This window comes from Spirochaetia bacterium 38H-sp (genome assembly GCA_039023545.1).
Taxonomy (GTDB): domain Bacteria; phylum Spirochaetota; class Spirochaetia; order Winmispirales; family Winmispiraceae; genus Rarispira; species Rarispira pelagica.
This window is the reverse complement of sequence record JBCHKQ010000006.1, coordinates 47994-71679: the sequence shown is the minus strand read 5'-3', so window position 1 is coordinate 71679 and position 23686 is coordinate 47994. Positions and strand designations below refer to the sequence as shown.

23 protein-coding genes are annotated in these 23686 nt (G+C 39.6%); 17 read left to right on the top strand and 6 right to left on the bottom strand.

Going from position 1 to position 23686, the window contains the following annotated elements; genetic code table 11:
* From WKV44_10150 to WKV44_10080, 15 genes are all read left to right on the top strand, one after another.
* The coding region (locus WKV44_10150) for a hypothetical protein (protein ID MEM5948901.1) at positions 1-347 on the top strand (347 nt) is incomplete at its 5' end.
* A 187-nt stretch (positions 348-534) separates the two neighbouring features.
* Positions 535-1050 (top strand): HEAT repeat domain-containing protein, encoded by a 516-nt coding sequence (locus WKV44_10145; GenBank protein ID MEM5948900.1) that lies wholly within the window; start codon positions 535-537, stop codon positions 1048-1050.
* A complete protein-coding gene (locus WKV44_10140) occupies positions 1047-1250 on the top strand; it encodes a hypothetical protein (GenBank protein ID MEM5948899.1) in 204 nt (67 codons plus the stop codon). The genes WKV44_10145 and WKV44_10140 overlap by 4 nt, the downstream gene beginning before the upstream one ends.
* A 175-nt stretch (positions 1251-1425) precedes the next feature.
* A complete protein-coding gene (locus WKV44_10135; protein MEM5948898.1) occupies positions 1426-1968 on the top strand; it encodes a hypothetical protein in 543 nt (180 codons plus the stop codon).
* 354 nt (positions 1969-2322) lie between these two features.
* Positions 2323-3427, top strand: a protein-coding gene (prfB, locus tag WKV44_10130; GenBank protein MEM5948897.1) for a peptide chain release factor 2 whose coding sequence is annotated in 2 segments (ribosomal slippage) — positions 2323-2382 and positions 2384-3427 — 1104 coding nt in all. Because the reading frame shifts where the segments join, the coding sequence is not laid out codon by codon here.
* Positions 3428-3441: 14 nt separating this feature from the next.
* Positions 3442-3807 carry a response regulator gene (locus WKV44_10125; protein MEM5948896.1) on the top strand — a complete coding sequence of 122 codons (366 nt, stop codon included), beginning with the start codon at positions 3442-3444 and terminating at the stop codon, positions 3805-3807.
* A 65-nt stretch (positions 3808-3872) separates the two neighbouring features.
* Positions 3873-5258 (top strand): PEGA domain-containing protein, encoded by a 1386-nt coding sequence (locus tag WKV44_10120; GenBank protein ID MEM5948895.1) that lies wholly within the window; start codon positions 3873-3875, stop codon positions 5256-5258.
* A gap of 37 nt (positions 5259-5295) precedes the next feature.
* Positions 5296-6165, top strand: coding sequence for a signal recognition particle-docking protein FtsY (ftsY, locus tag WKV44_10115; protein MEM5948894.1), 870 nt, complete (start codon positions 5296-5298; stop codon positions 6163-6165).
* Entirely contained in the window at positions 6165-7199 is a 1035-nt protein-coding gene (locus WKV44_10110; protein MEM5948893.1) for a hypothetical protein, read from the top strand. The genes ftsY and WKV44_10110 overlap by 1 nt, the downstream gene beginning before the upstream one ends.
* A gap of 36 nt (positions 7200-7235) precedes the next feature.
* Positions 7236-8528 (top strand): ABC transporter permease, encoded by a 1293-nt coding sequence (locus tag WKV44_10105; protein MEM5948892.1) that lies wholly within the window; start codon positions 7236-7238, stop codon positions 8526-8528.
* Positions 8521-9198: an ABC transporter ATP-binding protein gene (locus WKV44_10100; protein MEM5948891.1), complete on the top strand. Its 678-nt coding sequence runs from the start codon at positions 8521-8523 to the stop codon at positions 9196-9198. Before WKV44_10105 ends, WKV44_10100 begins: the two co-directional genes overlap by 8 nt.
* Positions 9195-10463, top strand: coding sequence for an ABC transporter permease (locus WKV44_10095; GenBank protein ID MEM5948890.1), 1269 nt, complete (start codon positions 9195-9197; stop codon positions 10461-10463). Before WKV44_10100 ends, WKV44_10095 begins: the two co-directional genes overlap by 4 nt.
* 76 nt (positions 10464-10539) lie before the next feature.
* A complete protein-coding gene (locus WKV44_10090) occupies positions 10540-11079 on the top strand; it encodes a UvrB/UvrC motif-containing protein (GenBank protein ID MEM5948889.1) in 540 nt (179 codons plus the stop codon).
* A gap of 1 nt (position 11080) precedes the next feature.
* The gene (locus WKV44_10085) at positions 11081-12127 is read left to right on the top strand and encodes a hypothetical protein (GenBank protein ID MEM5948888.1); all 1047 of its coding nucleotides are present in this window, start codon (positions 11081-11083) and stop codon (positions 12125-12127) included.
* A 16-nt stretch (positions 12128-12143) separates the two neighbouring features.
* Positions 12144-14663 (top strand): ATP-dependent Clp protease ATP-binding subunit, encoded by a 2520-nt coding sequence (locus WKV44_10080; protein MEM5948887.1) that lies wholly within the window; start codon positions 12144-12146, stop codon positions 14661-14663.
* Positions 14664-14785: 122 nt separating this feature from the next.
* Here the strand turns inward: WKV44_10080 and WKV44_10075 are convergent, their stop codons facing one another.
* Positions 14786-16156 (bottom strand): CapA family protein, encoded by a 1371-nt coding sequence (locus WKV44_10075; GenBank protein MEM5948886.1) that lies wholly within the window; start codon positions 16154-16156, stop codon positions 14786-14788.
* Positions 16157-16442: 286 nt separating this feature from the next.
* On the opposite strand from WKV44_10075, the gene WKV44_10070 reads away from it, so the two are divergent.
* On the top strand, positions 16443-17291 hold the full coding sequence (locus WKV44_10070; protein MEM5948885.1) for a sulfide/dihydroorotate dehydrogenase-like FAD/NAD-binding protein: 849 nt from the start codon (positions 16443-16445) through the stop codon (positions 17289-17291).
* 2 nt (positions 17292-17293) lie between these two features.
* Positions 17294-18790, top strand: coding sequence for an NADPH-dependent glutamate synthase (gltA, locus tag WKV44_10065; protein MEM5948884.1), 1497 nt, complete (start codon positions 17294-17296; stop codon positions 18788-18790).
* 75 nt (positions 18791-18865) lie between these two features.
* Here the strand turns inward: gltA and purD are convergent, their stop codons facing one another.
* Genes purD through purE form a run of 5 tightly spaced genes read right to left on the bottom strand, consistent with a single transcriptional unit; the run spans position 18866 to position 23647 of the window.
* Positions 18866-20131, bottom strand: a complete 1266-nt coding sequence (gene purD / locus WKV44_10060; GenBank protein ID MEM5948883.1) for a phosphoribosylamine--glycine ligase — start codon at positions 20129-20131, stop codon at positions 18866-18868.
* Positions 20128-20733, bottom strand: coding sequence for a phosphoribosylglycinamide formyltransferase (purN, locus tag WKV44_10055; protein MEM5948882.1), 606 nt, complete (start codon positions 20731-20733; stop codon positions 20128-20130). The genes purD and purN overlap by 4 nt, the downstream gene beginning before the upstream one ends.
* Positions 20721-21740 carry a phosphoribosylformylglycinamidine cyclo-ligase gene (purM, locus tag WKV44_10050; GenBank protein ID MEM5948881.1) on the bottom strand — a complete coding sequence of 340 codons (1020 nt, stop codon included), beginning with the start codon at positions 21738-21740 and terminating at the stop codon, positions 20721-20723. The genes purN and purM overlap by 13 nt, the downstream gene beginning before the upstream one ends.
* Positions 21741-21761: 21 nt before the next feature.
* Entirely contained in the window at positions 21762-23165 is a 1404-nt protein-coding gene (purF, locus tag WKV44_10045) for an amidophosphoribosyltransferase (GenBank protein ID MEM5948880.1), read from the bottom strand.
* On the bottom strand, positions 23165-23647 hold the full coding sequence (gene purE, locus WKV44_10040; protein ID MEM5948879.1) for a 5-(carboxyamino)imidazole ribonucleotide mutase: 483 nt from the start codon (positions 23645-23647) through the stop codon (positions 23165-23167). Before purE ends, purF begins: the two co-directional genes overlap by 1 nt.
* Positions 23648-23686 lie beyond the last annotated feature (39 nt).

Below are 23686 nucleotides of genomic sequence, written 5' to 3'. Positions count from 1 at the left end.
CAAGCGACGAAACAAAAGGTGAATATCAGGTTGTGTCTTTAGTTGGAACATCTGATGTTGCAGAAGGAACAAAGATCTGGACAAAAGATGTAATATTAAAATCACACCCCGCTAAGAAAGAAGAGTTACAGGTTGGAATGGTCGTGTTATATACTGGTGGAGATATAGTTAAAAATGATGAAGAACTTAAATCTTCAACATGGCGTAGAGGTGTTCTCTTAAGTACAGACGAATTATACAAGGATGTCGTAGCGCTTAAAGGACTCTGGCAAGAAACATACAAAATAAACGTAAGACATCTACGTATAATTGATGATCCGATAATTGAAGCCCCGAAGGAAAAATAAAGTAAAATCTTAGTAGGCCGCCGCGCAGAACAATCGCCTAATACGGTGTTTGTGGGGAGCTTCGCTCCCCCAAATTTAGCTTCGCAAAACTTCACAAACACCGGAAACGTTATATGACATTCCGCTCCTTCGCCGTATCAGAAAATATAAAAATAAGGGTATAATTGTAAATTATGGAGGTTAAAAAATGCCAACAATAACGGAAATACTAAAATCCAAGAGAAAGCCAAAAGAAATAATTGAACTTTTGGCTAAAGAATTAAAAAGGGATGAGAAGGCAATTGATGAACTTATCCAATGTTTTGAGAATGGCACTACTGCTGAAAAAGGTAATTGTATGGAAGCCATAGAATATGTCACCAAAGAATACCCTGAATTTGCCAAAAATTGCCTTGATCTTGTTATTGCTCACTTAAATGATAAGGCTCCAAGAGTAAAATGGGAAGCTTGCAGGATAATTGGGAACGTTGCTTCCATGTTTCCAGATAAGATTGAAGAGGCTATCCCAAAACTCTTGGTAAACACAAACGATAAAGGTACTGTTGTAAGGTGGAGTGCAGCTTTTGCTCTGACTGAAATTGCAAAAAGCAGCTCAAAAATGCAGAAAGAACTTGTTCCAGAATTTAAGAGGATACTGGAGAGAGAAACAAACAAAGGAGTGAGAAATATTTATTTGAAATATCTCAAAGGTGCAGGACTATGATAGATGATGTTAAGGATATAATTGAAAAGGGAATTCATTCTCTGCATGATGCTCTCCCTGAAATAAGAAAACTTGCATCCAGCGATGATTGGAAAAAAAGAGAAGATGCTGCAACTGCGTTGGTTGAGATTAGCAAGAAAAAAGAAAACAAACAAGATTTTATTAATTGGCTTGTAGAATATAAAGAATTACTAGAATAACGACACAACAACAAAAAATATAGTGCATTGGCAGATAGTACTAAAAATGAAGATAATAGCAATAAATAAACATAGTAGTAAACTGAAACATTGATGCGTTGAAATGCCCAACGCACCATATTCAAAACGTTATATGTAATTTGCGTATAAAATAAAAAAAGAGGAGGAAATCATTGTGAATAAAAAAAAGAAATTTGCGACTTTTTTATGGAGGGTAACTGCAATACACACTATTGCATATTTTCTTGCTGGAATATTTGCATTGATTTTTATGAATTATAAAGAGCTATTTGCTGCAGAAGTCATGTCTATAATGCGACCAATAAATTCTCCTTGGGTTGCAGCAGGTCCAGGGCTGCAAATTATTCGAGGCATAATTATTGCTATAGTGCTATACCCATTTCAGGAGATATTTTTTAATACAAAAAATGGATGGCTTAAGCTTTGGCTACTTATTTTAGGTCTATCTTACTTTTCAACAATAGGACCAACTTTTGGGTCATTTGAAGGATATGTATATACCAAAGTAGCTATACCATATCATTTACTTGGAATACCAGAAACTTTGTTATACACATTTCTTTTTTCATTTTTTATTTGTTTTTGGTATAAAAAACCAACTAAAGTATGGAATATCTCGACTACCATCTTAGTTTTATTGATAATAGTAATGAGTGCTTTGGGGTTATTATCAAGTTTGGGTGTTTTACCCAGTTGATATTTTAAAATGTGAAAACTACACCTAACAATGGATAAAAGGATTTGCTATTCTCCTCCTAAAATTGTCTTTGACAACTTTCAACTTTTTATCTACAAAACCTTACCTGAAATAGTAATATAGTGGAGAATCAGTATCTTTTTTCAATTTTTCCTTTTCTGGAGAAGTATAGGTTAGTTTAATTATTTTCAATCTAGAAAATAAAAAAGAAAATGGTTTATTTTACCTGTTTTTCTCTATTTTTATTTTGCTTGTTATTCTTCCTCGGTATAGATCACTCGTTTGGTTTATTGTGTTGAATGATTCCTTTTTTTTGTTTACTCTTTAGCGAATTAGTTTTTTTGCGGAGGTTTTATGTTACAGGAACTTTCTCCGGCTATTGCCAAGCTCAAAGAAAAGATTATGGAAACCTGGAGGTTTCTTTGATGAATCGGATATAAGGGACAAAATCTCTAAGCTTGAGGCAGAAACAGCCGACCCCAATCTGTGGAACGACAGAAAAAAGGCAGAGACCGTAACTTCCGAGCTCAGAAGGCTCAAAGACAGGCTTGTCGCTTGGGAAAAACTTGTGGAGTCCGCAGAAGACCTGGAGACTCTTCTTGAGCTTGCACTTGCAGAGGGGGACGAATCCCAGGAGGCAGAGATAGCCAATATGTTTGCAAGTTGTGAGGCATCTTATCGTGAGCTCAGGCTCAAGGAAATGCTGGATGACGAATATGATTCCAAGGATGCATATCTTACAATACATTCCGGTGCCGGCGGTACGGAAGCTTGTGATTGGGCATCCATGCTCCTTAGAATGTATTTGCGATATATAGAAAAAAAAGGCTTCTCTTCTACTATTATTGATATGCTGGAAGCTGAGGGTGGTATCAAGTCCGTTACAATGGAGATAAAAGGAGATTATGCCTTTGGCTATCTCAAGGGAGAAGCAGGGGTGCACAGGCTGGTGAGAATCTCTCCTTTTGACTCCAGTGGCAGAAGACATACATCTTTTGCTTCTGTCTATGTTTCTCCTGTTTTGGATGATGATATAGAGCTAGATATAAAACCGGATGAGCTAAGGATAGATACTTATAGAGCTCAGGGAGCAGGTGGTCAGCATGTTAACAAAACAGAGTCCGCGGTGAGAATTACACATATTCCTACAGGTATTGTTGTCCAGTGCCAAAACGAGCGAAGCCAGCATAAAAACCGAGATATGGCCATGAAGATGCTAAAATCAAGGTTATACGAGTACCTGCGGGCTCAGAAAGAAGCGGAACAAGAGGAAAAAGCAATAGAAAAGAAGGATATCTCTTGGGGAAACCAGATACGTTCTTATGTTTTTCAGCCCTATACTATGGTAAAAGATTTGAGAACCAGAGTAGAGACAGGTAATATCCAGGCTGTTATGGATGGTGAATTGGACCAATTTATAGAGGCGTACCTTGTTTTTAATTGGCAGAATAAACAATAATTTAAGAAATGTTTATGCAGAAAAGAATAGCTGTAGCAGATGACCTTGCTTTTATGAGGCTGATTCTCCGACAGATAGTAGAGAAAGAGGGGCATATTGTTGTCGGGGAGGCATCCAACGGACTTGAGGCAGTGTCTTTATGCAGAAAGACACTGCCGGATCTTCTTTTTCTTGATATTGCAATGCCTGTTATAGATGGGCTAAGAGCGCTTGAGCGGATAAGAACTCTCTGTCCCTCCGTATCCGTTATCATGTGTTCTGGGCTTGGAGAGCAGGACCTTATTGTAAGAGCTATACAGTTGGGTGCAAGGGATTTTGTTACCAAGCCCTTTAGGGAAGAAAGGATAGTTTCTGCTATGAGAAAAGCTCTGTGCTATTGATTTTTTGTCTTGTATTTCTGTGTTATGGACATATGTATCTTTTTTGGTAATAATTATTTTGTTTTATGAAAAAGTTTTTTTATGTACTTATTATTTTCTGCTTCTCTTTTTTTCTTTTTTGTGAGGAAATACCTGTACCAAAAGAATGGAAATTTGCTGCCACTCCATTTACGGCAAAAAATGATTCTGCTGTGAGCATATCGGCATCTTTCCCTTTGCTTGTTATGGAAAAACTTTCTGATATTGGCGTGCATATTCTTTCTAAAGAAGAAATCAAGGCCTATAACGAGTATCAAAGAAAAGAGATAATAAACAAGCTTTCCGACAGTCTCAATGCCAAGCTTGCAGAAAGGGATGAGCTTCTTTTTTCTTCTGATTTTTTTTCGCGCTGGAACGATAGAGTAAAGAAAAACAGAGAGATAGAAGAGATAAGAAAAAAAATAACAGATGTTGATTTATTGCAGGATGTTAACCTAGATAAGGTAAATATGGTTTTATATAAAGATAACGATTCTCTGCCTTTTCTGGATACTTCTTCTGGCATAAGAAAAGCTATGGAAAATAACGGTGTGGTCTTCTTAATCTCCGGTCAAATTACGGTTGATGAGCAATATGCTGTCATAGATGTAAGCCTATACCATTTTTACCTTGATTCCTATATTTTTTCTAAAAGGTATGCAAAAAAACTGGAGGAGCTTGATTATCTTGCGGATGATGTTGCTTATGATATTGCTTCTGTGTTTTTGGGAGCTGTTCCCGCATCAATAAGAATAAAAACTGACAAAAACACTGCAATCTATATTGATGATAAGGCTGTGGGGATAGGAGAAGCTTATCTTTATTTTCTTATCCCCGGTCAACACAGGCTTGCTCTTGAGGCAAGAAACAAAAAAAGGCTTGTGAGAGATGTAGTTCTAAAGGAAGGGGAGAATACGGACATTGAGCTTATTATAGAGGATGAGAGCCGGAGAACGATACGCATTGTAAGCAATCCGGAAGCTGCCTCTGTATTTGTTGATGGTATTTTCTATGGTAAAACGCCATGTAATGTGGATGTATATTCTTCTTCTGTAATAGAGCTTAGGAAAGACGGTTATAGCAGTATATATTTATCTGCAGCAAATCTTGGTGATAAAATTGATATCTCTTTTGCCAATCCCAATATAGATTGGCAAAAAAGGGTTATAGAAAAAAGAAATAAGTTTTACACGTCCTTTGGCCTTTTTTTCTTATCGCTTCCTGTTACTGTTATTAGCTATGGATTATGGGAGGACTCCTATACGGCCTATCATGCTGCAAATCAATCCCTTGCTTCCAATGCTGATGATTATTACTCCAAAATGAATTATGCAGCAGGAGCGTATTATGGAGGGCTCTTTCTAAATACGGCTTTTTTTGTTATGACTGTCTATAATCTTAATGATTATTTAAAATCGCTTGATAAGCTATGATGTTTTCTTTTATTCATTTATTTTTTAAGGAGTTACGATGGCCTGGTTTGGTGATAAATTAAAAGGACTCTTTGGCAGAGGTAAATTTGATGAGGATTTTTGGGAATCTCTTGAAGATTTACTAATAGAAGCTGATCTGGGTGCTGAGACTTCTTTTGAGCTGATAGATGAGCTTAGAAAAAGAAGTAAAAAGGAAAAACCGCTTAATCAGCAAGATGTAATAAGACTTCTAGGTGCTACGATTTTATCATATATAAAAACATATGAGCTCAATATTAAAGAGGACGATTTTTCGATATTTTTGTTTCTGGGAGTGAACGGTGCGGGTAAAACAACCAGCATAGCAAGGTTTGCCAGGTATCTTCAAAAGGAAAAAAAGAGGAATGACATTGTTTTTGCTGCCGGAGATACTTTTAGAGCCGGGGCTATAGAGCAGATTAAGATACATGGGGAACGACTTGGACTCAGGGTTGTTGCACAAAAAAGTGGAGCGGATCCTGCTGCTGTTATATTTGATGCGATAGAGAGCGCTTTAAGCCGAGGGGAGAAAATCGTATGTGCAGATACGGCAGGAAGATTTCATAACCGTACTTCTCTTATGGAAGAGCTCTCCAAGATAGATAGAATAATCAGGAAAAAAGCCACAGATGCAAGATATATAAAGTTTCTGGTTATAGATGCAACAACAGGACAGAATGCATTTAGACAGGCCGAAGCTTTTAATCAGGATATAGGAGTTGATGCCATAATCCTTACCAAGTTTGATGCTTCTGCCAAGGGTGGAATACTTGTTCCAATATGCAGAAAACTCGATATTCCAGTGGCTTTTATAGGTACTGGAGAAAAGCTTGATGACTTTCTGCCTTTTGACAGCAATTATTATATCTCAGGTCTGGTAGGAGAGTAATGAGAAAATATGTACTATTTGTTTTTTTTCTGCCTTTTGCTGTCTATTCTCAGGTCTCATGGTATGGTTCTGTTGCCTCTGGACAGGTCATAAAAGAGATTTCTGATTTTGAGAGAGATGAGTTTGATTATGTTCTTTCTATAGAGCATAAAGAAAATATAGAAGAGAGAATATTATATCGAAAGAATGAGACTGTAAAACGTTGGCTGATATCACATGAAAATGGAGTCATAAGGCTTGTAACGTATTTTTCTCCTCCTTCTGTTAAGGTCTCAGAAACTTATTATTCTGAGACCGGAAGACTTGAAAAAGAGGTCTTCTTTAAACATGATGGCACCATTGATTATATATGGGAATATGCATATAAAGGTACGCATCTTGTCTCCAAGACAAGATATACGGGTGCGGATAAAAAAAAGGATTTTTCTCTGCTGTATAGCTATGACAGCAAGGGGCGACTTTCTTATATAACTGATGATATCGGGGGTTCAGAACACAGATATGTTCAAATAGGAGGAAGGCTTGTAGAAGAATGGCATGGAAAAGGCAATACAGGTCTTCTGATACGATATAGAGAAGATGGAAGAGAGCTAGAAAGAGAAGAATGGAGAGATGGTGTCATTTATTCCATGCTGACATATGAATATGAAAATAAAGAATTAAAAAAATCTATAAAGATATGGCCGTCGGATGATAAAAGAGAAGAGACTTTTTTTACGGATGAGAAGCCTGTTTCTTCTGTGGAATACCAAGCTGATTTTCCCGTAAAAAAAGAAGAAATGGAATATGATGGTAATAGACTTGTAAAAAAGATTGCTATCCAACCTGGTAAAATCAATGTTTATACATATGTTTATGATGGTGATGATTTGAAAGAAGAGAGGATTACAGAAAACTCCAGATTGATTGTAACAAGAGAGTATTCCAACGGTCTTTTATCCAAGGAAATTATTATATTGGAGAATGGGACTATATTATATAGAGAATATAATAAAGACGGAGAAATAACAAAAGAAGAACTTTCTTCGGAATAATTGATTTTCTTTTATTTTTGTGGATGGAGTGTGTTTTTGAATAAGATAAAGAGCTTATCTCATAGATGGCGGTGGATATTTCTTCTTTCTGGGATATATATTTCCAGAGGACAGAGAAAGAAAACTCGCTTTTCTTCTCTACTATCTTGGTTGGGAATTGCTGTCAGTGTTGCTACTCTTGTTGCAGTACTAGCAGTAATGAATGGTTTCCAAGGGCTTACCATAGACCCTATTATAGAAGTTTCTTCTTTTCATATACGGGTATATGATGATATTGACGAAGATATTGTAAGAGAGATTGTACCGCATTCTTCTATATTTCCTGTTGTGGAAACTCGATTATTAGTGGGAGAGGAAACAGGGGATGTTCTTTTTGCAGAAGTGAGAGGACTGCCTGATAATATTATGGAGATTGATAAGGGTTTTGCTACTCAACTGGAGATCAATGATGGAAAGTTTGCTCTGGATGGGAATTCTGTAGTAGTAGGAAAAGAACTTGCTTTCTCTATGGGGCTTTTGCCTGGAGATGAGATTACATTTATAACTATGGTTCCTAATAAAATAGGTATAATAAGTCCGGTTTCTTCTTCTTACCGGATTGCTGGACTGTTTAGGACAGGGAATTATGCAATAGACAATTCTTTTGTTTTTATGTCTATTGATAATGCACTTAATCTTTCTGATGCAGAAGAGGTTTTTACGGCAATAAAGCTTATTGACTCCTCATACTCAGAACATTATGCTGACTTATTAAGAAGAAAGGGATACGATGCTCATTCTTTTTCTGATTATAACAGAGCACTTTTTTCCGCTCTAAGAATGGAAAAAACATTCTTGGTCCTGCTAGTAGGATTCATTTTTCTTGTCATAGGCTTGAATCTTATTCATAGTTTTAGGCGTTCTATTTTTGAGAGAAGGGGAGAACTTGCACTCCTTATGGCTATAGGTGCAAGAGAAAGGGATGTACGGTTTGTTTTTCTGCTAGAAGGTTTGATTATAGGTGTTTTGGGCTCATTTGTAGGAGTTTTATGGGGTTATTTTCTCTCTTTGAATATGGGGGTTATCTTTGAGCTTGTCGAGTTGTCTGTCAACACTGTTTTTGAGTTTTTTAATTGGATTGCAGAGATTACCGGAGGAAACAGAGTGTTTTCCAAAGTAAGTATTTTTTCTCCGACTTCATTTTATATTTCTGGAATTCCGTATAAGGTCAAAACCTTGGAGGTTTTTTTTGTTGTTCTTTATGCCAGCTTTGTTTCCGGATATGCTGCTTTTTCTGCATCGAATATTATGAAAAAAAACACAGTTACAGAGGTCCTTAGAAATGAATAATTCTATTGTTGCAAATGATATTGTCAAAGAGTATTCCTCTGGCGGAACTATAATAAGAATTCTTGATAGTATCTCTGTATCCATGGAGAGTGGCAGGGTCTATGTTATAACAGGAGAAAGCGGCTCCGGTAAGAGTACTCTTCTTCATATAATAGGGGGACTTGATAAACCGGATAGCGGTCGGGTAGAAATCTCTGGACAGGATATATCAAACTTATCAGAGGAGGAGCTTACAGAATTCAGAAGAAATCATCTTGGATTTGTCTTTCAAATGCATTATCTTCTTAGAGAATGCACAAGTCTTGAAAATGTTTTTCTACCGGCCTATATGTCAGGAATATCAAAAAAAGACTCAGAAGATAGGGCAAGATATCTGATAGAAAAGGTGGGACTCTCTGATAGAATGACACATTATCCACATCAGCTGTCTGGAGGAGAAAGACAAAGAATAGCAATAGCAAGAGCACTTGTTAACAACCCTTCTATAATACTTGCGGACGAACCCACTGGTAATCTGGATGAAAGAACATCAAGAACAGTTGAAGATATTTTCTTTTCTCTTGTAAGAGATGAGGGAGTAACTCTTGTTATGGTTACTCATGATATGAGTCTTGCAAATAGAGCGGATTGTCATTTTCATCTTGAAAATGGAAGGCTTAAGCAATTATGAGAGAAGTTCTTTTTCTTGCCTGGAAAAACCTCTTTAATGCCGGTAAGCTTGCTGGAAGAGTAAGGTCTTCTATTATCGCAATTGCTATAGGTATTATCCCTTTTGTTGTAGTTTTTTATATTTCCGACGGGATGATAAACGGATTAACAGGAAAATTGATTGAGACTACAACTTATCACATGCAGGCTATTTCTTTTTCCGATTCTGCTGATATGGAATCTGCTGCAAAAAGGTTGTCCGATACTGGTTTTTTTGCTTTTCCTGAGATTGACGGGGTAGGATTGGTTTTATCGGAAAACGGGAGAACTGGTGTTACAGTAAAGGGCATACCAAATGATGTTTATAAAAACGATAAGGGGTTGCAAGATGCTATAAGGATAGAATCCGGTACTTTTGAGCTTGTTGGCAATAATGCGGTGATAGGTGTTGAGGTAGCACGTCAGTTGGGATTAACAACAGGAGACAATCTTAAGCTGCTTACTACTAGAAAGTTTGGAAAAAATAAGCTTCTTCCTAGAATAAGTATTTTTAGAGTAGTTGGTGTGATTTCTACCGGATATCAGGATGTTGATAAGCTTTGGATATATGTTCCGTATGAAAAAGCTGTAAGGCTTTTTGACAAAGATTCTTCCAGACAAATAGTGGGTATAAAAACTGATGATCCTTTTTACATAACGCAAAGAGTAAAGGATAATGTATCAAAGCTTCTTGGCAGAGGATGGTTTGTCTTGACATGGAAAGAATTGGGAAAGGCTCAATTTATATCCTTTTCTACAAGCCGGGCAATATTGCTCTTTATAATGGCTTTTCTTGCTATTATTGCTGCACTAAGCATATCTTCTTCTCTTGCAATGCTGGTTATTGAACGAGCGGAAGAAATCTCAATGTTAAAGGTTATGGGTACTCATCCGGCTGATATTTCCAAAGCTTATTTTTTATCAGGTATATTTATAGGTGTAGCTGGGGCTGGTATAGGGCTTCTCATAGGCCTTTTTATATCCATAAATATAAACAATATATTTGTAATGATACAGAAACTTATAAATTTTTTCTCGACTTTATTTTTTGTTTTACAGGGAAGGGAAGTTAGATTATCCAATTTTTTCTCATCCGATTTTTATCTGGATTATATTCCTGTAAATATTGACTATACAAGTGTTTTTGTTATTTTATTATCCGGCTTTATGTTATCTTTTTTATCTTCTTATTTTCCTGCAAAAAAAGTCATGGTATTAAAGCCAGTTGAAATTTTACGAAGGGAATAAAAAGCGTATTTCCTTTTATCGCTTTTCGTATTACAATTAACTTAAGCAACGATTTTGCTTTTAGGAGTTTCTTTTTATGGCATGTAGTATTTGTGGCGAATCGGAAGTTGTTATAAGGATTCAACAGATTGTGGATGGTAACATCAAAGAGATAGAGCTATGTGCTCAGTGTGCTGAGAGTTTTGAGATCGAGAATTTTGGAGGTGAGATCAATTTTAGTATGGATGAATTTTTTCAGGCCTTTTTAACAGAAGAAGGTTTTGATGATATTTTTGATGAGGAAGCTATGTCTGTGGATGACTCGGATATAGAGTATGAGGGGCTTTATTGCCCTACCTGCGGTATGCCGTATGAAGAGTTCTCTGCTAGATATCGTGCAGGTTGTCCCGATTGTTATTATGCCTTTAGAAGTGAGATATTAAAGTACTTCCAAGAAGGATATAGATATAAGGGCAATGTACCTCCTCGTTTTGCCGGTTTTAAGACTGCTCTTATAGACAGAGTCAGGTTAAAGCATAGTCTTGAGCATGCTCTCATGTCGGAAGATTACGAGAAGGCTGCAAGAATACGAGATCGCTTAAAACAGATAGAAGAAGAATCATCTGGTCAGGACTGATATGTCAATACATCAGAAGAAATGGTACTCAACAGAATTGCCATCCGACGATGTTGTTGTGTCCACAAGAATAAGGTTAGCTAGAAATATAATAGATTTTCCTTTTGTCGGTGGACTGGCCTCCACCCAGATTGCCTCTTTGGAAGATATCATACTTTCTGCTTGGAAAAAGCAATTCTCCAATGCTTCTTTACTTAGGTTTAGAAGTATGCCACCTCTTTTAAAAAAGAAGCTTGTTGAAGAAAATGTTGTCGACAGAGGTGATTTGCTTACCTATCAATCTTCTTTTTTGCTTACTTCCAGTTCTCCCAATATTTTTGGTTTGGGGCTTGTTTCCGATCATCTGAGGGTTATCTATCTTAGCAAAGGTAGGATTATGAGTCCTGCCATGACACATATGGCAGAGCTTGATAGACGACTGGATAAGGAGCTTTCTTTTGCTTTTTCTTTGGAGCTTGGGTATCTCAATGCAAATTTTACGGATGTTGGCAATGGTATCAATGTTACATTGTTATTGCATATACCGGCTTCCCTTTCTAATCAGGATGACGATTATATAAGAAAAATTGTATCTGAATTTGGTTTTTCTCTGGAACCTGTTAAAGCCCTGCGAGATTGTGCTACTCAGGGCCTTGCCATATTATCCACAAAACCATTTAACGACGAAAAACCTGAAAAAATAATAAAAAGACTTGAAGAGTGCTATCATATAGTAATAAATTATGAGAGGGAGAGAAAAACGGATATTTTATCCCATAAGGGGCTAAGGGAAGATGCAAGGAAGAGAGTCCTTGAGGCTTATGAGTTTTTAAAGAATAGCGAGAGACTTTCTTCCAGAGAATGTACCGAGGCTCTGCTCTCCCTTAGAACAGGAGCTGTCTGGTCATTAATAGATGGTTTTGATGTGGACAGCTTTTTAAGATTATATATAGAATGCCAGCCCGGACATATAAGAGAAAGGCTGGAAGAGAAAAGACTTTCCTTCTCACGTGAAGAAGAGGAGAGGGAAAGAGCAAGCTGGATATCCTCTCAATTGACGAGGATATAAGGAAAAAGAGGACATTATGTTTAGAGACCTTACGCAGAGAGCACAGAAAGTACTTACGATTCTTGCCCAGGACGAAGCAAAGAGATATCACTCAGATGAGCTGGAACCGGAGCATGTTCTTCTCGCAATAATAAGAGAAGGAAGCGGTAAGGCCTATAGGGCTCTAAAGAAACTCAGAATTAATCCAGAAGAGTTGCAGATCTTTATAGAAAAAAATATGACAAAGAAGAGAGAGGGCGGTTTTATTCTAGGAGATGTACCTCTTTCGCAGAGGACTAGACGTGTTTTGGAATATGCTGCGGAAGAAGCCAGAAAAATGGAAGACGAGTATATAGGAACAGAGCATATACTAATATCTTGTGTAAGAGAAAAAGGCTCCATTACAATAAACTTTTTTGCCCATGCAGGTGTGGACCTGGAATCTATACGAGAAGCTGTTTCAGAGCTTAAAGCTTCGGAGAGTGTGTATAACGGAGGATGGGGAGAAAAAAGCCAGGAAGATAGCAAAAAGGCTGCTTTTTCTGGAGCTGGAGCTTACAGAAAGAACACTCCTCTTCTTGATGAGTTTTCCCGTGATTTGAGCATGCTTGCTTCTCAAAATAAGCTTGACCCTGTGATAGGCCGCGAGCGAGAACTCAGGAGAATTATACAGGTTCTTGCCAGAAGAACAAAAAATAATCCTGTGCTTATAGGAGAACCCGGAGTAGGAAAAACAGCCATAGTAGAAGCTCTGGCACAGAGGATAGTACGCGGAGAAGTACCGGAAATACTCGAAAAAAAGAGAATACTTGTTCTTGATTTGGCTGCTCTTGTCGCAGGGACAAAGTATCGCGGAGAGTTTGAAGAACGTTTAAAAAGGGTGATGAAGGAAATAACTGCTGTAAAGAATGTAATATTATTTATAGATGAGCTTCACACGATAATAGGTGCAGGTGGAGCAGAGGGTGCTATTGATGCTTCCAACATGTTAAAACCGGCGCTTTCCAGAGGTGAAGTGCAATGTATAGGCGCTACAACTATAGATGAGTACAGAAAGTATATAGAAAAGGATGCAGCTCTGGAAAGGCGTTTTCAGCCTGTGTATGTCAAGGAGCCTTCTGTAGATGAGAGTATACGTATACTGGAAGGAATAAAATCAAGGTATGAAGACTTTCATAATGTGACATATACAAAAAAGGCGCTTGAAGCTGCAGCAATATTGTCATCCAGATACATAACAGATAGACATCTTCCGGATAAGGCTATAGACCTTCTGGATGAAGCTGGCTCTAGAACACATGTACAGACTCTCAATAGGCCCAAAGAAATAGAGGAGATAGATAAACGTATTGATGAGCTTACTTCTGAGAAAATAATGCTTGTAAATACTCAAAACTACGAAAGAGCTGCTGCAATAAGAGATCAGATAAACCAACTCAAGAAAGAGCAGGAAAGACTGAGAACTGCCTGGAAGATGGAGATAAAGAAAACTCAGAATATTGTTGACCAGGAAGATGTGCAGGAGGTTGTATCTGATATTACGGGAATACCTCTTGTGAGAATAGCTCAGACAGAATCCGAGAAGCTGTTACACATAGAAGAGGAATTGCACAGGAAAGTTGTAAGTCAGGACACGGCTATAAAGGTTATAGCATCTGCAATAAGAAGAGCGCGTACTGGACTTAGTTCTCCCAACAGACCTATGGGGTCCTTTGTCTTTTTGGGGCCTACGGGAGTGGGTAAGACTCTCCTTGCAAAGACCCTTGCAGAATACCTTTTTGGCGATACCTCTGCTCTTATAAGGTTGGATATGTCCGACTTTATGGAAAAACATAATGTTTCCAGACTTGTAGGTGCACCTCCAGGATATGTTGGTTATGAAGAAGGTGGTGTGCTTACAGAGAAGGTAAGACACAGGCCGTACTCTGTTATTCTTTTTGACGAGATAGAAAAAGCTCATCCTGATGTGTTTAATATACTTCTTCAGATACTGGAAGAAGGAGAGCTGCAGGATAATCTGGGACATAAGGTGTCTTTCCGCAATACTGTGCTTATTATGACATCCAATGTTGGAGCAAGAGAGATTACGAGGGAATCTGCCGTAGGGTTTCAGACTCAGGAAGGTATAATAGATTTTAAAGACATACAGTCATCTGCTCTAAATGAGCTTAGAAAACTCTTCCGTCCTGAGTTTCTTAACAGAATTGATGAGACTGTTGTGTTTAAGAGTCTTAGCAGAGATGATCTTGCAAACATACTAAAAATTCTTCTGGAAGAGGTTTTTTCTCGTGTGCGTGAGCAGGGAATGGATATAGATATAAGTAAAAAGGCACGTGATTTTCTCTTGGATAAGGGCTATGATCCTAAGTATGGAGCGCGCCCTCTTAGAAGGACCATACAGAGAGAGCTTGAAGACCCGCTTTCTCTTGAGATTTTAAAGAGGCGTTTTGCTCCGGGGTCAAAAATATTTGTCAGTACTAGAGGAGAAAAACTGATATTTTCCGATAAGGCAAAAGAAGAAAAAAAACCAGAGTTATCTGCCAATAGAGTAGGCTGATAGTAAACAACATGCACGACACGGAGCTGCATTATTATAATGCAGCTCTTTTTTTTATGGATTTATGGCTGTAAAAGCTAATGTTTTTAAAGTTGTGCTAGGACTGTTTACAAAACTTTTGCTTATAATTCTTCTGATAAAGTTTTAAATCTCTTTATGATTTCTTTACCGATTTTTTCTCCAGCAGGACTTAAGCTTATTCCGTCACTAATAAATGGTATGCAATCTACTGCTATGACTTTATTGTCATATATACCAAGCTTAAGAATAAATCCCATAAAGGCTCTTATATCATCTACATCGTCAGGGAAAAGAAAGTTGCCTAGGGAGTAAAAAATGTATCCTCCGTTGTAGGCTTCTGCACCTTGTATCACATGCGGGTGAGAAGCAATAACAATATCCGCTCCCCTGTCTATAATGCTCCTGTAAAGCTTGACCCAGTCAGAACGAGGCTTATCAGTGTATTCTAATCCGCCATGTATAAAGACAATATCCAGTCCTTCTCGTGGGGATATGGCATCTTCAATCGCTTCGCTGTCTGTCCAGATCACTCCTGCCTTGCTCTCTCCTGCCATTGTCAGAGTTTTTCCGTCAAAACCGCTATTTTCCCTGAGGTAGGCACTGACCCCTATTATCCTTATTTTGCTGTTTCCCAGCGTATATTCTGCCCACCTTTTTGCGTCTTTTATATTTTTCCCAGCACCTGAGGTGTCTATAGCATATTTTCTTAGGGCCTCAAGTGTTTCTATAAAACCTTCTGCATAAAAATCCCAGCTATGATTGTTGGAAATGCTAAGCCAGTCAAAACCAAGGGCTGACAATCCTGATAAGGTTTCTTCTGATACAGAAAATGTATATTTTTTTGGATAAGCCTTTTTGCTCTGTGTAACCGCTCCCTCCAAGTTTCCAGCTAGAAAGTCAAATTCTGCAAGAGAATATGCAAGTCCATCCAGCACCTTTGTTATCCCTCCGTCACTATCAAAAAGTCTGCCCATCTCTCCACTAGGGCTTATATCGCCTGTAAACCCCAGCCATACAACCCTGAGTGTTTCAAACCCCAGTTTCTTAAACCATTTCTCTGCAATAGGGTTATACTCCTCCTTATTTCTCTTAAGTCCTATCCATAGCAATTTTTTTAACTTATAATCTTCTTCTCCCGGCAGTTTCCCCTCTACCCGTGCTGCAACGTATGGGGCTGTGAGTTCCTCAATCGGAATTGCCAGCTTCCAGGCTTCTTCCTCTGTAAAATTGGCAGTGATTCCTTCTGTAAAAGAGACAGGGACTGCATAAAGTATCTCACGTATGGGTTTCCAGAGCCCTTTTTCGTCCGGAATCTCTCCCTGATAGGCTTCTTCTGCCATTACCCATTTTGCAATCTCTTGTGGTATCGGCACATCGTTTACCGTCGCAAAATCCGCATCATCTTGCTTGTAGGCGCTACAGCAGGCCAGTAGATAGAATACGCAAAAACTCAGAAAAATCGTCTGTTTCACGTAAAAAGATTAACATAAAGCATATGATGTGTCATTTATAATTTTTATACCGAACGCGTGAGATGCTTTCGCATCTCACGCTGCTTCCCGGCGGAAAGAAAAATGCATTTTGCCAAAGGCAGGAGTGGCCGCACCATGCTGTATTTTATTCCTTACATGGTGCGGGTACGACGTTCGATCTAAGTTTTGATAATTTATTATCTTATGGTATCTACTTTTCTTTATTAATTTTTTTATATATAATATTGCACAAAGTGGTACAGTGTTTTATTTTTTGGAGGGTTTTGTGTTTGCGATAAGAGAAAAACTCAGGTTATCCGAGAATGTTTTCCGACTGGTTTTGGAAGCGCCACATGTTGCAACTTCTCATAAGCCAGGGCAGTTTGTTGTGATTCAGCTTGACGATGAGTTTGGTGAGAGAATACCTCTAAGTGTTGCTGATGTGGATAGGGCAGAGGGGACTATTACTTTGATTGTGCAGGTTGTGGGAAAGACGAGTAGGATGTTGTGTTCTCTTTCTGTGGGAGAGGGTGTTGCCCATGTGTTGGGGCCTCTTGGGCATCCTACGCATATTGAGAAGCGTGGACGTGTTGTGTGTGTTGGAGGCGGTATAGGGGCTGCTCCAGTATTTCCCATTGCGCGTGCATTTAAGGAGACTGGAGCTGAGGTTATCAGCATAATAGGTGCGCGTTCCCGCGAGCTTGTTATCATGGAAAAGGAGTTGTCTTCTGTGTCGGATAAGCTTATTGTGTGTACGGATGACGGTTCTTACGGTAGAAAGGCTCTTGTTACTGAGCCTTTAAAAGAGCTGTGCGAGCAGGGTGGAGTGGATGAGGTTGTTGCCATTGGGCCTCCTATTATGATGAAGTTCTGTGCTGAGACCACAAGGCCTTATGCCATTCCTACTGTGGTTTCGCTTAATACGATTATGGTCGACGGTACTGGTATGTGCGGTGGATGCAGAGTGCGCGTGGGTGATGAGGTTAAGTTTGTATGTGTGGACGGGCCTGAGTTTGACGGACATCTTGTAGATTTTGACCTTATGTTTAAGCGTCTTGGCGCTTATAAGGATATTGAAAAAGAAAAGGATCATCAGTGCAGACTAGATTCTATTGTTCCAGGAGAGGGAGAGTAGTAATGTCAGAGAAGTTTTTTACTCAGGATGAACTTGATGTTATTGCAAAGAATATCCTTGCTGATATAGAGGGTAAGGAGCTTACCAATAAAGAAAGGCTTGCGATTCCTCTGCAGAAAATGCCGGAGAGAGCGCCTGAGGAAAGGCGTTCTTCTGTTGAGGAGGTTGCCTTGGGATATTCCGAAGCTCAGGCTGTTGTGGAGGCTAACAGATGTCTTGATTGTAAGAATGCTCCATGCATAGAAGGTTGTCCTGTTTCTATAGATATTCCTTCTTTTATTTCTGAGATACAGAAGAGGGATTTTAAGGCTGCTGTTGATGTTATAAAGCGCACAAATCTGCTTCCTTCTGTTTGCGGTAGGGTTTGTCCACAGGAGAGACAGTGTCAGGCTGCTTGTACTGTTGGTAAAGTGTTTAAAGACCCTCTTAAGGCTGTGTCCATAGGTAGGCTTGAGCGCTTTGTTGCGGACTGGGAGAGAACTAGTGGTGAGTATTCTCTTCCTGATGTGGCTCCTGATAGTGGTTTTAATGTTGCTGTTGTCGGCAGTGGTCCTGCGGGTCTTAGTGCTGCTGTTGAGCTTAGAAGGCTTGGGCATGCAGTTACTGTTTTTGATGCTTTTCCCAAGGCTGGCGGTGTTATGGTCTATGGTATACCCGAGTTTAGGCTTCCTAAAGTTCTTGTAAAGGAGGAGATTGCTCATCTAGAACAATTGGGTGTCAGGTTTGTATATGATTTTCTGATTGGTAAGACCCGTACTCTTTCTCAACTTCTTGAGGAGGATGGTTTTGATGCTATTTTTATAGGTGCAGGGGCCGGGCTTCCAAAATTTCCTGGGATTGAGGGTGAGGATCTTGTTGGTGTTTTTTCTGCTAATGAATATCTCACACGTGCCAATCTTCTCAAGGCTTATGATAGAGAAAAAGCTGATACTCCTGTTTATCCTGCAAAGCGGGTTGCTGTTGTAGGTGGTGGTAATGTTGCTATGGATGCAGCTCGTATGGCGCTTAGGCTGGGTGCGGATAAGGTGTTTGTTGTTTATCGCAGAACAGAGAAAGAGATGCCTGCCAGGCGAGAAGAGGTTATTCATGCGATGGAAGAGGGAATTGAGTTTTTGTTTTTGCAGAATATTTCTAGGATAATCGGTGATGAACATGGCAGGGTTGTTGCTGCAGAGTGTGTATCTTATGAGCTGGGGGAACCCGATGAGAGCGGCCGCGCAAGACCTGTGCTTGTTAAGGGCAGTGAGCATGTGCTTGAGCTTGATGCTGTTATCTTTGCACTTGGAAACCTAGCTCATCCTCTTATAAGAACCACTATGCCAGAGGTAAAGGTTAACTCAAGGGGCAATATTGTTGCAGATGATAATCTTTGTACTTCTCATCCTAGGATTTTTGCAGGTGGAGATATCGTAACTGGTGCTGCGACTGTCATAGAGGCTATGGGGGCAGGACGCCGTGCTGCAAAAAGTATAGATAGTTTTTTAAGGTCTTCTCACTAAAGGAATGCCGAAGGCAGGAGGGGGAGCGCCAATGCAGATGGGTTTTTCCAAACTGGCGCTCTCCCGACGTTCGGTTTATTGACTGGTTTTGGGTAGTATTGTGCCTATGTCTTTTCTGTAGTATATGTCTGTAAAGTGTATTTTTTGCATGTCTGAGTAGGCTTTTTTTCTTGCTTCTTCTCTTGTACTGCCTGTTGCACATACTGCAAGTACGCGGCCGCCGCTTGTTATGAGTTTTTCTCCTTCTTTTTTTGCGCCTGCTATGAAGATTGTGTTTTTTGTTTTTTCTAGGCCTTCTATTGGATAGCCCTTTTTGTACGAGCCCGGATAGCCTCCAGATGCTGCAACTACGCAGCAAGAGTGTTGTGCATTCCATTGCAGTTCTATTGTGTGGAGTTTTTTCTCCCAGCAGGCTGTAAGGATATCTATAAGGTCTGTCTTGAGCATTGGCAGCAACGCTTGTGTCTCAGGGTCGCCAAAGCGTACATTATATTCGAGTAATTTTGCACCTTTTTTTGTTATCATGATGCCAAAAAATATTATGCCTCTAAAGTCCCAGCCCTCTTTTTTTATGCCTTCTAAGGTGGGTTTCATGATGTTTTCTGTAAAGTCTGCCATGACCTTTTTGTCCACTGCGGGGTTGGGTGCTATTACGCCCATTCCGCCTGTGTTGTCACCTGTGTTTCCTTCTCCTATGGGTTTATGGTCCTGGGCTGAGATAAACGGGATTATGGTGCTGCCGTCGGTTATGCTCAGAATGGAGGCTTCTATGCCTGTGAGGTATTCTTCTATTACTATTTTTGTTCCCGCATCACCGAATATTTTTTCTATCATGTACTCTTTTATGGTTCTTTCTGCATCCTGACGATTGTCTATTATTCTAACTCCTTTTCCTGCAGCAAGTCCGTCCGCTTTTATTACCAGAGGATAGTTAGCAGTTCTTACAAAGTCCATTGCTTTGTCATATGAGTCAGTTATTATGTAATCTGCGGTTGCAACATTATATTTTTTCATAAACTCTTTGGCAAAGGCTTTGCTTCCTTCCAGCATTGCGGCTTCTTTTACTGGACCTATGATAGGTATTCTTTCTTTTTGGAATATATCCGATATCCCTTCTACAAGGGGAGCTTCTGGTCCTACCATTACTAGTTCTACCCCTTCTTCTTTTGCAAAGTCCGCCATTTTTTGGTAGTCAGATATGTCTATGTTCTCTGCTTTTTCCAGTGTAGCAGTTCCTCCATTACCAGGGCAGCAGTATATTTTTTGTATTTTGGGGGACTGTGCACATTTCCATGCAAGAGCATGTTCTCTACCACCGCTTCCTATTATCATCATCTTCATTTTATATACACCTTCCTTTCCTCTATTTTTATCCTGTTTTCTGCAAATAGTCTTATTGTTTCTTCTAGAGCAATATATTCCTGCTGATGTATGCGTTCTTGCAGGGTTTCTGCAGTGTCTTCTGCATATACTGGTACTGTCTTTTGCAGGATTATGGGCCCTGTATCAGTTCCACTGTCTACTATATGTACTGTGCAGCCGGATACCTTTACGCCGTAGTCCAATGCTGCCTGATGTACCTTGAGACCATACATACCCTCACCGCAAAAACTTGGTATAAGGGAAGGGTGTATGTTTATTATGCGATTTTTATATACCTCAAGTATTCTTCCTCTAAGTATTGACAAAAAGCCGGCAAGAACTATCAAGTCCAGGTCTTCTCCCAGTTCTTCCAGTATTTTGTCCGAAAGTTTGTTTTTATAGATTTTTCTGTCAACAAGAATAGTTTTTATGTTTGCTTTTTTCGCTCTCTCTAAGGCATAAGCTTCTCTGTCACTTATTACTTTTTCTATTTTTATATCAAGTTTGTTTTGTTTTATGGTATCGATTATATATTGGAGATTGGTTCCGCTTCCGGATACCAGAACGCCTATTCTAAACATATGCCTTTTTTCCCTTTTTTTATAATACCTATCTGTGTAGCTTTTATACCAATGTTTTCCATGTATTTTATTACCGCATCTTTTGCCTCTGGGGTTATTGTCAGGACAAATCCTATACCCATATTAAAGGTGTTGTACATCTCTTCTTCTGATATTCCTTTACTCATTAGGTATTTAAATACTGGCAGTATTTCCCAGCTTCCTTTTTTTATAACCGCTGTAAAATCTTCTCTAAACATTCTGGGAATGTTTTCTCTAAAACCGCCTCCTGTTATGTGAGCCATACCTTTAACAGCACCAGGCAGCTTTGTAAGAAGACCAAGAATGGGTTTTACATATATTTTTGTAGGCGTTACAAGAAGTTCTCCCGCAATATGCCCATTATATTTTTCCTCATAGTTTGTAACCGCTTTTCTAACAAGGGAAAAGCCATTGCTATGGACACCGCTTGATGCCAGCCCTATCAAAAGGTCTCCTTCTTGTATATTGCTTCCGTTTATTATTGTGGATTTTTCTACGACACCTACGGCAAAGCCTGCTATATCATATTTACCAGGAGGATAGAATCCAGGCATCTCTGCTGTCTCTCCGCCAATCAGAGAACAATCTGCCTGTCTGCAGCCTTCCGCAATGCCTTTTACCAGCCTGGCCGCCTTTTCTGCCTCCAGCTTTCCACAGGCAAGATAATCAAGAAAGAAAAGCGGTTTTGCTCCATGGCAGAGTATATCGTTGACGCACATTGCAACGCAGTCTATACCGGCATTTTCATAACGGTCCATTGCAAACTCAACCTCAAGCTTTGTCCCAACACCATCCGTACCTGAGACAAGAACAGGCTCTCTGTAGCCTGCAAGAGCATACATACCGGCAAAACTGCCTATTCCATCCATGACATTGCTGTCAAATGTACTCTCAACCTCTTTTTTTATGCTCTGGACGGTTTTATATCCTTCTTCTATATCTACACCTGCAGCCTTATAGGTGAGAGAATCTTTTTTTTCTTTCATATATCCTTCCTATGAGGAGATTTACTCCATTGTATATTTTCCTTTTTCTATTGCGGCGGACATAGGATATGTCCCAGTAAAACAACCAGTACAATACGGATGCCCTCCGCCTATGGATTTAAGAAGCCCTTCTGTGCTGATATATGCCAAAGAGTCGGCACCTAGTGCTGCCGCCACCTCATCAGTAGACTTTCCTACTGCTATAAGCTCTGCTCTGGTGGGAATATCTATGCCAAAGTAACAGGGATACATAACAGGCGGTGCTGCAATCCTAAAATGCACCTCTTTTGCCCCTGCCTCTTTTAACATTCTTACCAGCCTCCTGCTGGTAGTACCTCTAACTATGGAATCATCAATCAAAACTATACGCTTGCCCTCTACATTGGGCCTTAAGACATTTAGTTTTACGTGTACAACCTTTTCTCTTAGCTCCTGTGTCGGAGCTATAAAAGAACGACCCACATACTTGTTCTTGATAAGTGTCTGAGCATATGGGACACCGGACTCCTCTGACCAGCCTTCTGCAGCAACAATACCTGAGTCTGGAACTCCGCTTACAAGGTCTGCATCAACAGGACTTTCTCTGTATAGAATTCTGCCGGCTTCCTTTCTTGTTATGTAAACACTTCTACCATCAAGAATAGTATCCGGCCTAGAAAAATAAATATATTCAAAAGAACATGTGGACAGATGAGTTCTTTCTACACTCTTTATGCTTGTTATCCCTTTGTCATTTATAATTACAATCTCTCCCGGTTCCACATCCCGCAAAAAACTAGCTCCTACCGCATCAAGAGCACAACTCTCGGAAGCAAGAACATAGCCATCATCCAGAGTACCTATACATAGAGGCCGTATTCCGTGAGGATCCCTTACACCTATAAGGCTATTGGGAGTAAGCATAACTATGGCATAGGACCCCCGTATCACCTGTATACTGCTCTTAAGAGCATCTTCTAGCCCCTTTCTTGCTCGCCTTGATACAAGATTGAGTACAACCTCAGAATCATTTGTAGTCTGAAAAACAGCTCCGCTTTCCTCCATAAGCTCACGCAGTACATCCGCATTGATAAGATTACCATTATGAGCAATAGCAATAGGACCTATTATGGATTGACCAAGAAGAGGTTGTGCATTGGCAATATTGCTTGAGCCTGTAGTGGAATACCTGGCATGACCAATTGCAGCATAACCTGTCATCTTTTCCAGATGCTTCTCTTCAAATACTTCTGATACAAGCCCCATCCCCTTATGGACATCTATTTTATTATCATCATGAGCAACGGCAATACCTGCACTTTCCTGACCACGATGCTGCAAAGAATAAATCCCATAATAAGTTATATGAGCAACAGGCATAGCCTTCCTGCTGAATACTCCAAAAACCCCGCACTCATCCTTAATCTTATCATTAAAGAAGCTCACTATCCCTCCAAAATCAAAGGACTGTTATTCTCTTCCAGTTCTCTTTTGAGAGATTTTCTATATTCCACAAGCTTTTTCTTAAGCTCAGGATACTTTACTGCAAGAATCTCTACTGCCAGAATACCTGCATTAAAAGAGCTATCAATCGCAACAGCAGCCACGGGGATATTCTTGGGCATCTGCACAATAGAAAAAAGAGCATCCAGTCCCGAGAGAGCCGCATTGAGAGGTACACCTATTACAGGTAGCACAGTCTTGGACGCAACAACCCCAGGAAGATGTGCCGCAAGCCCCGCTCCTGCTATAACACACTCCGCACCCTCTGCCTCCATCCGTAAGAGCTCCTTCTCTAGTAGCTCCGGCACCCTATGTGCTGACAAAACACGCGCCTCATACTCAATACCAAACATAGAAAGCGCCTTTGCAGCACCCTTCATCTTATCCTTATCCGATGCACTACCCATAAGAATAGCTACTTTCATCCTAACTCCTTAGTCAATTTATACCGAACGGCAGCCAGC

What these genes read in the sequence shown, in the direction of transcription:
- WKV44_10125 (MEM5948896.1), top strand. Translation starts at nt 3,442, where the DNA reads ATGCAGAAAAGAATAGCTGTAGCAGATGACCTTGCTTTTATGAGGCTG.
- purN (MEM5948882.1), bottom strand. Translation starts at nt 20,733, where the DNA reads ATGTTTAGAATAGGCGTTCTGGTATCCGGAAGCGGAACCAATCTCCAA.
- WKV44_10100 (MEM5948891.1), top strand. Translation starts at nt 8,521, where the DNA reads ATGAATAATTCTATTGTTGCAAATGATATTGTCAAAGAGTATTCCTCT.
- ftsY (MEM5948894.1), top strand. Translation starts at nt 5,296, where the DNA reads ATGGCCTGGTTTGGTGATAAATTAAAAGGACTCTTTGGCAGAGGTAAA.
- gltA (MEM5948884.1), top strand. Translation starts at nt 17,294, where the DNA reads ATGTCAGAGAAGTTTTTTACTCAGGATGAACTTGATGTTATTGCAAAG.
- WKV44_10140 (MEM5948899.1), top strand. Translation starts at nt 1,047, where the DNA reads ATGATAGATGATGTTAAGGATATAATTGAAAAGGGAATTCATTCTCTG.
- purD (MEM5948883.1), bottom strand. Translation starts at nt 20,131, where the DNA reads ATGAAGATGATGATAATAGGAAGCGGTGGTAGAGAACATGCTCTTGCA.
- WKV44_10080 (MEM5948887.1), top strand. Translation starts at nt 12,144, where the DNA reads ATGTTTAGAGACCTTACGCAGAGAGCACAGAAAGTACTTACGATTCTT.
- WKV44_10145 (MEM5948900.1), top strand. Translation starts at nt 535, where the DNA reads ATGCCAACAATAACGGAAATACTAAAATCCAAGAGAAAGCCAAAAGAA.
- WKV44_10095 (MEM5948890.1), top strand. Translation starts at nt 9,195, where the DNA reads ATGAGAGAAGTTCTTTTTCTTGCCTGGAAAAACCTCTTTAATGCCGGT.
- purE (MEM5948879.1), bottom strand. Translation starts at nt 23,647, where the DNA reads ATGAAAGTAGCTATTCTTATGGGTAGTGCATCGGATAAGGATAAGATG.
- WKV44_10085 (MEM5948888.1), top strand. Translation starts at nt 11,081, where the DNA reads ATGTCAATACATCAGAAGAAATGGTACTCAACAGAATTGCCATCCGAC.
- WKV44_10090 (MEM5948889.1), top strand. Translation starts at nt 10,540, where the DNA reads ATGGCATGTAGTATTTGTGGCGAATCGGAAGTTGTTATAAGGATTCAA.
- WKV44_10110 (MEM5948893.1), top strand. Translation starts at nt 6,165, where the DNA reads ATGAGAAAATATGTACTATTTGTTTTTTTTCTGCCTTTTGCTGTCTAT.
- purM (MEM5948881.1), bottom strand. Translation starts at nt 21,740, where the DNA reads ATGAAAGAAAAAAAAGATTCTCTCACCTATAAGGCTGCAGGTGTAGAT.
- WKV44_10120 (MEM5948895.1), top strand. Translation starts at nt 3,873, where the DNA reads ATGAAAAAGTTTTTTTATGTACTTATTATTTTCTGCTTCTCTTTTTTT.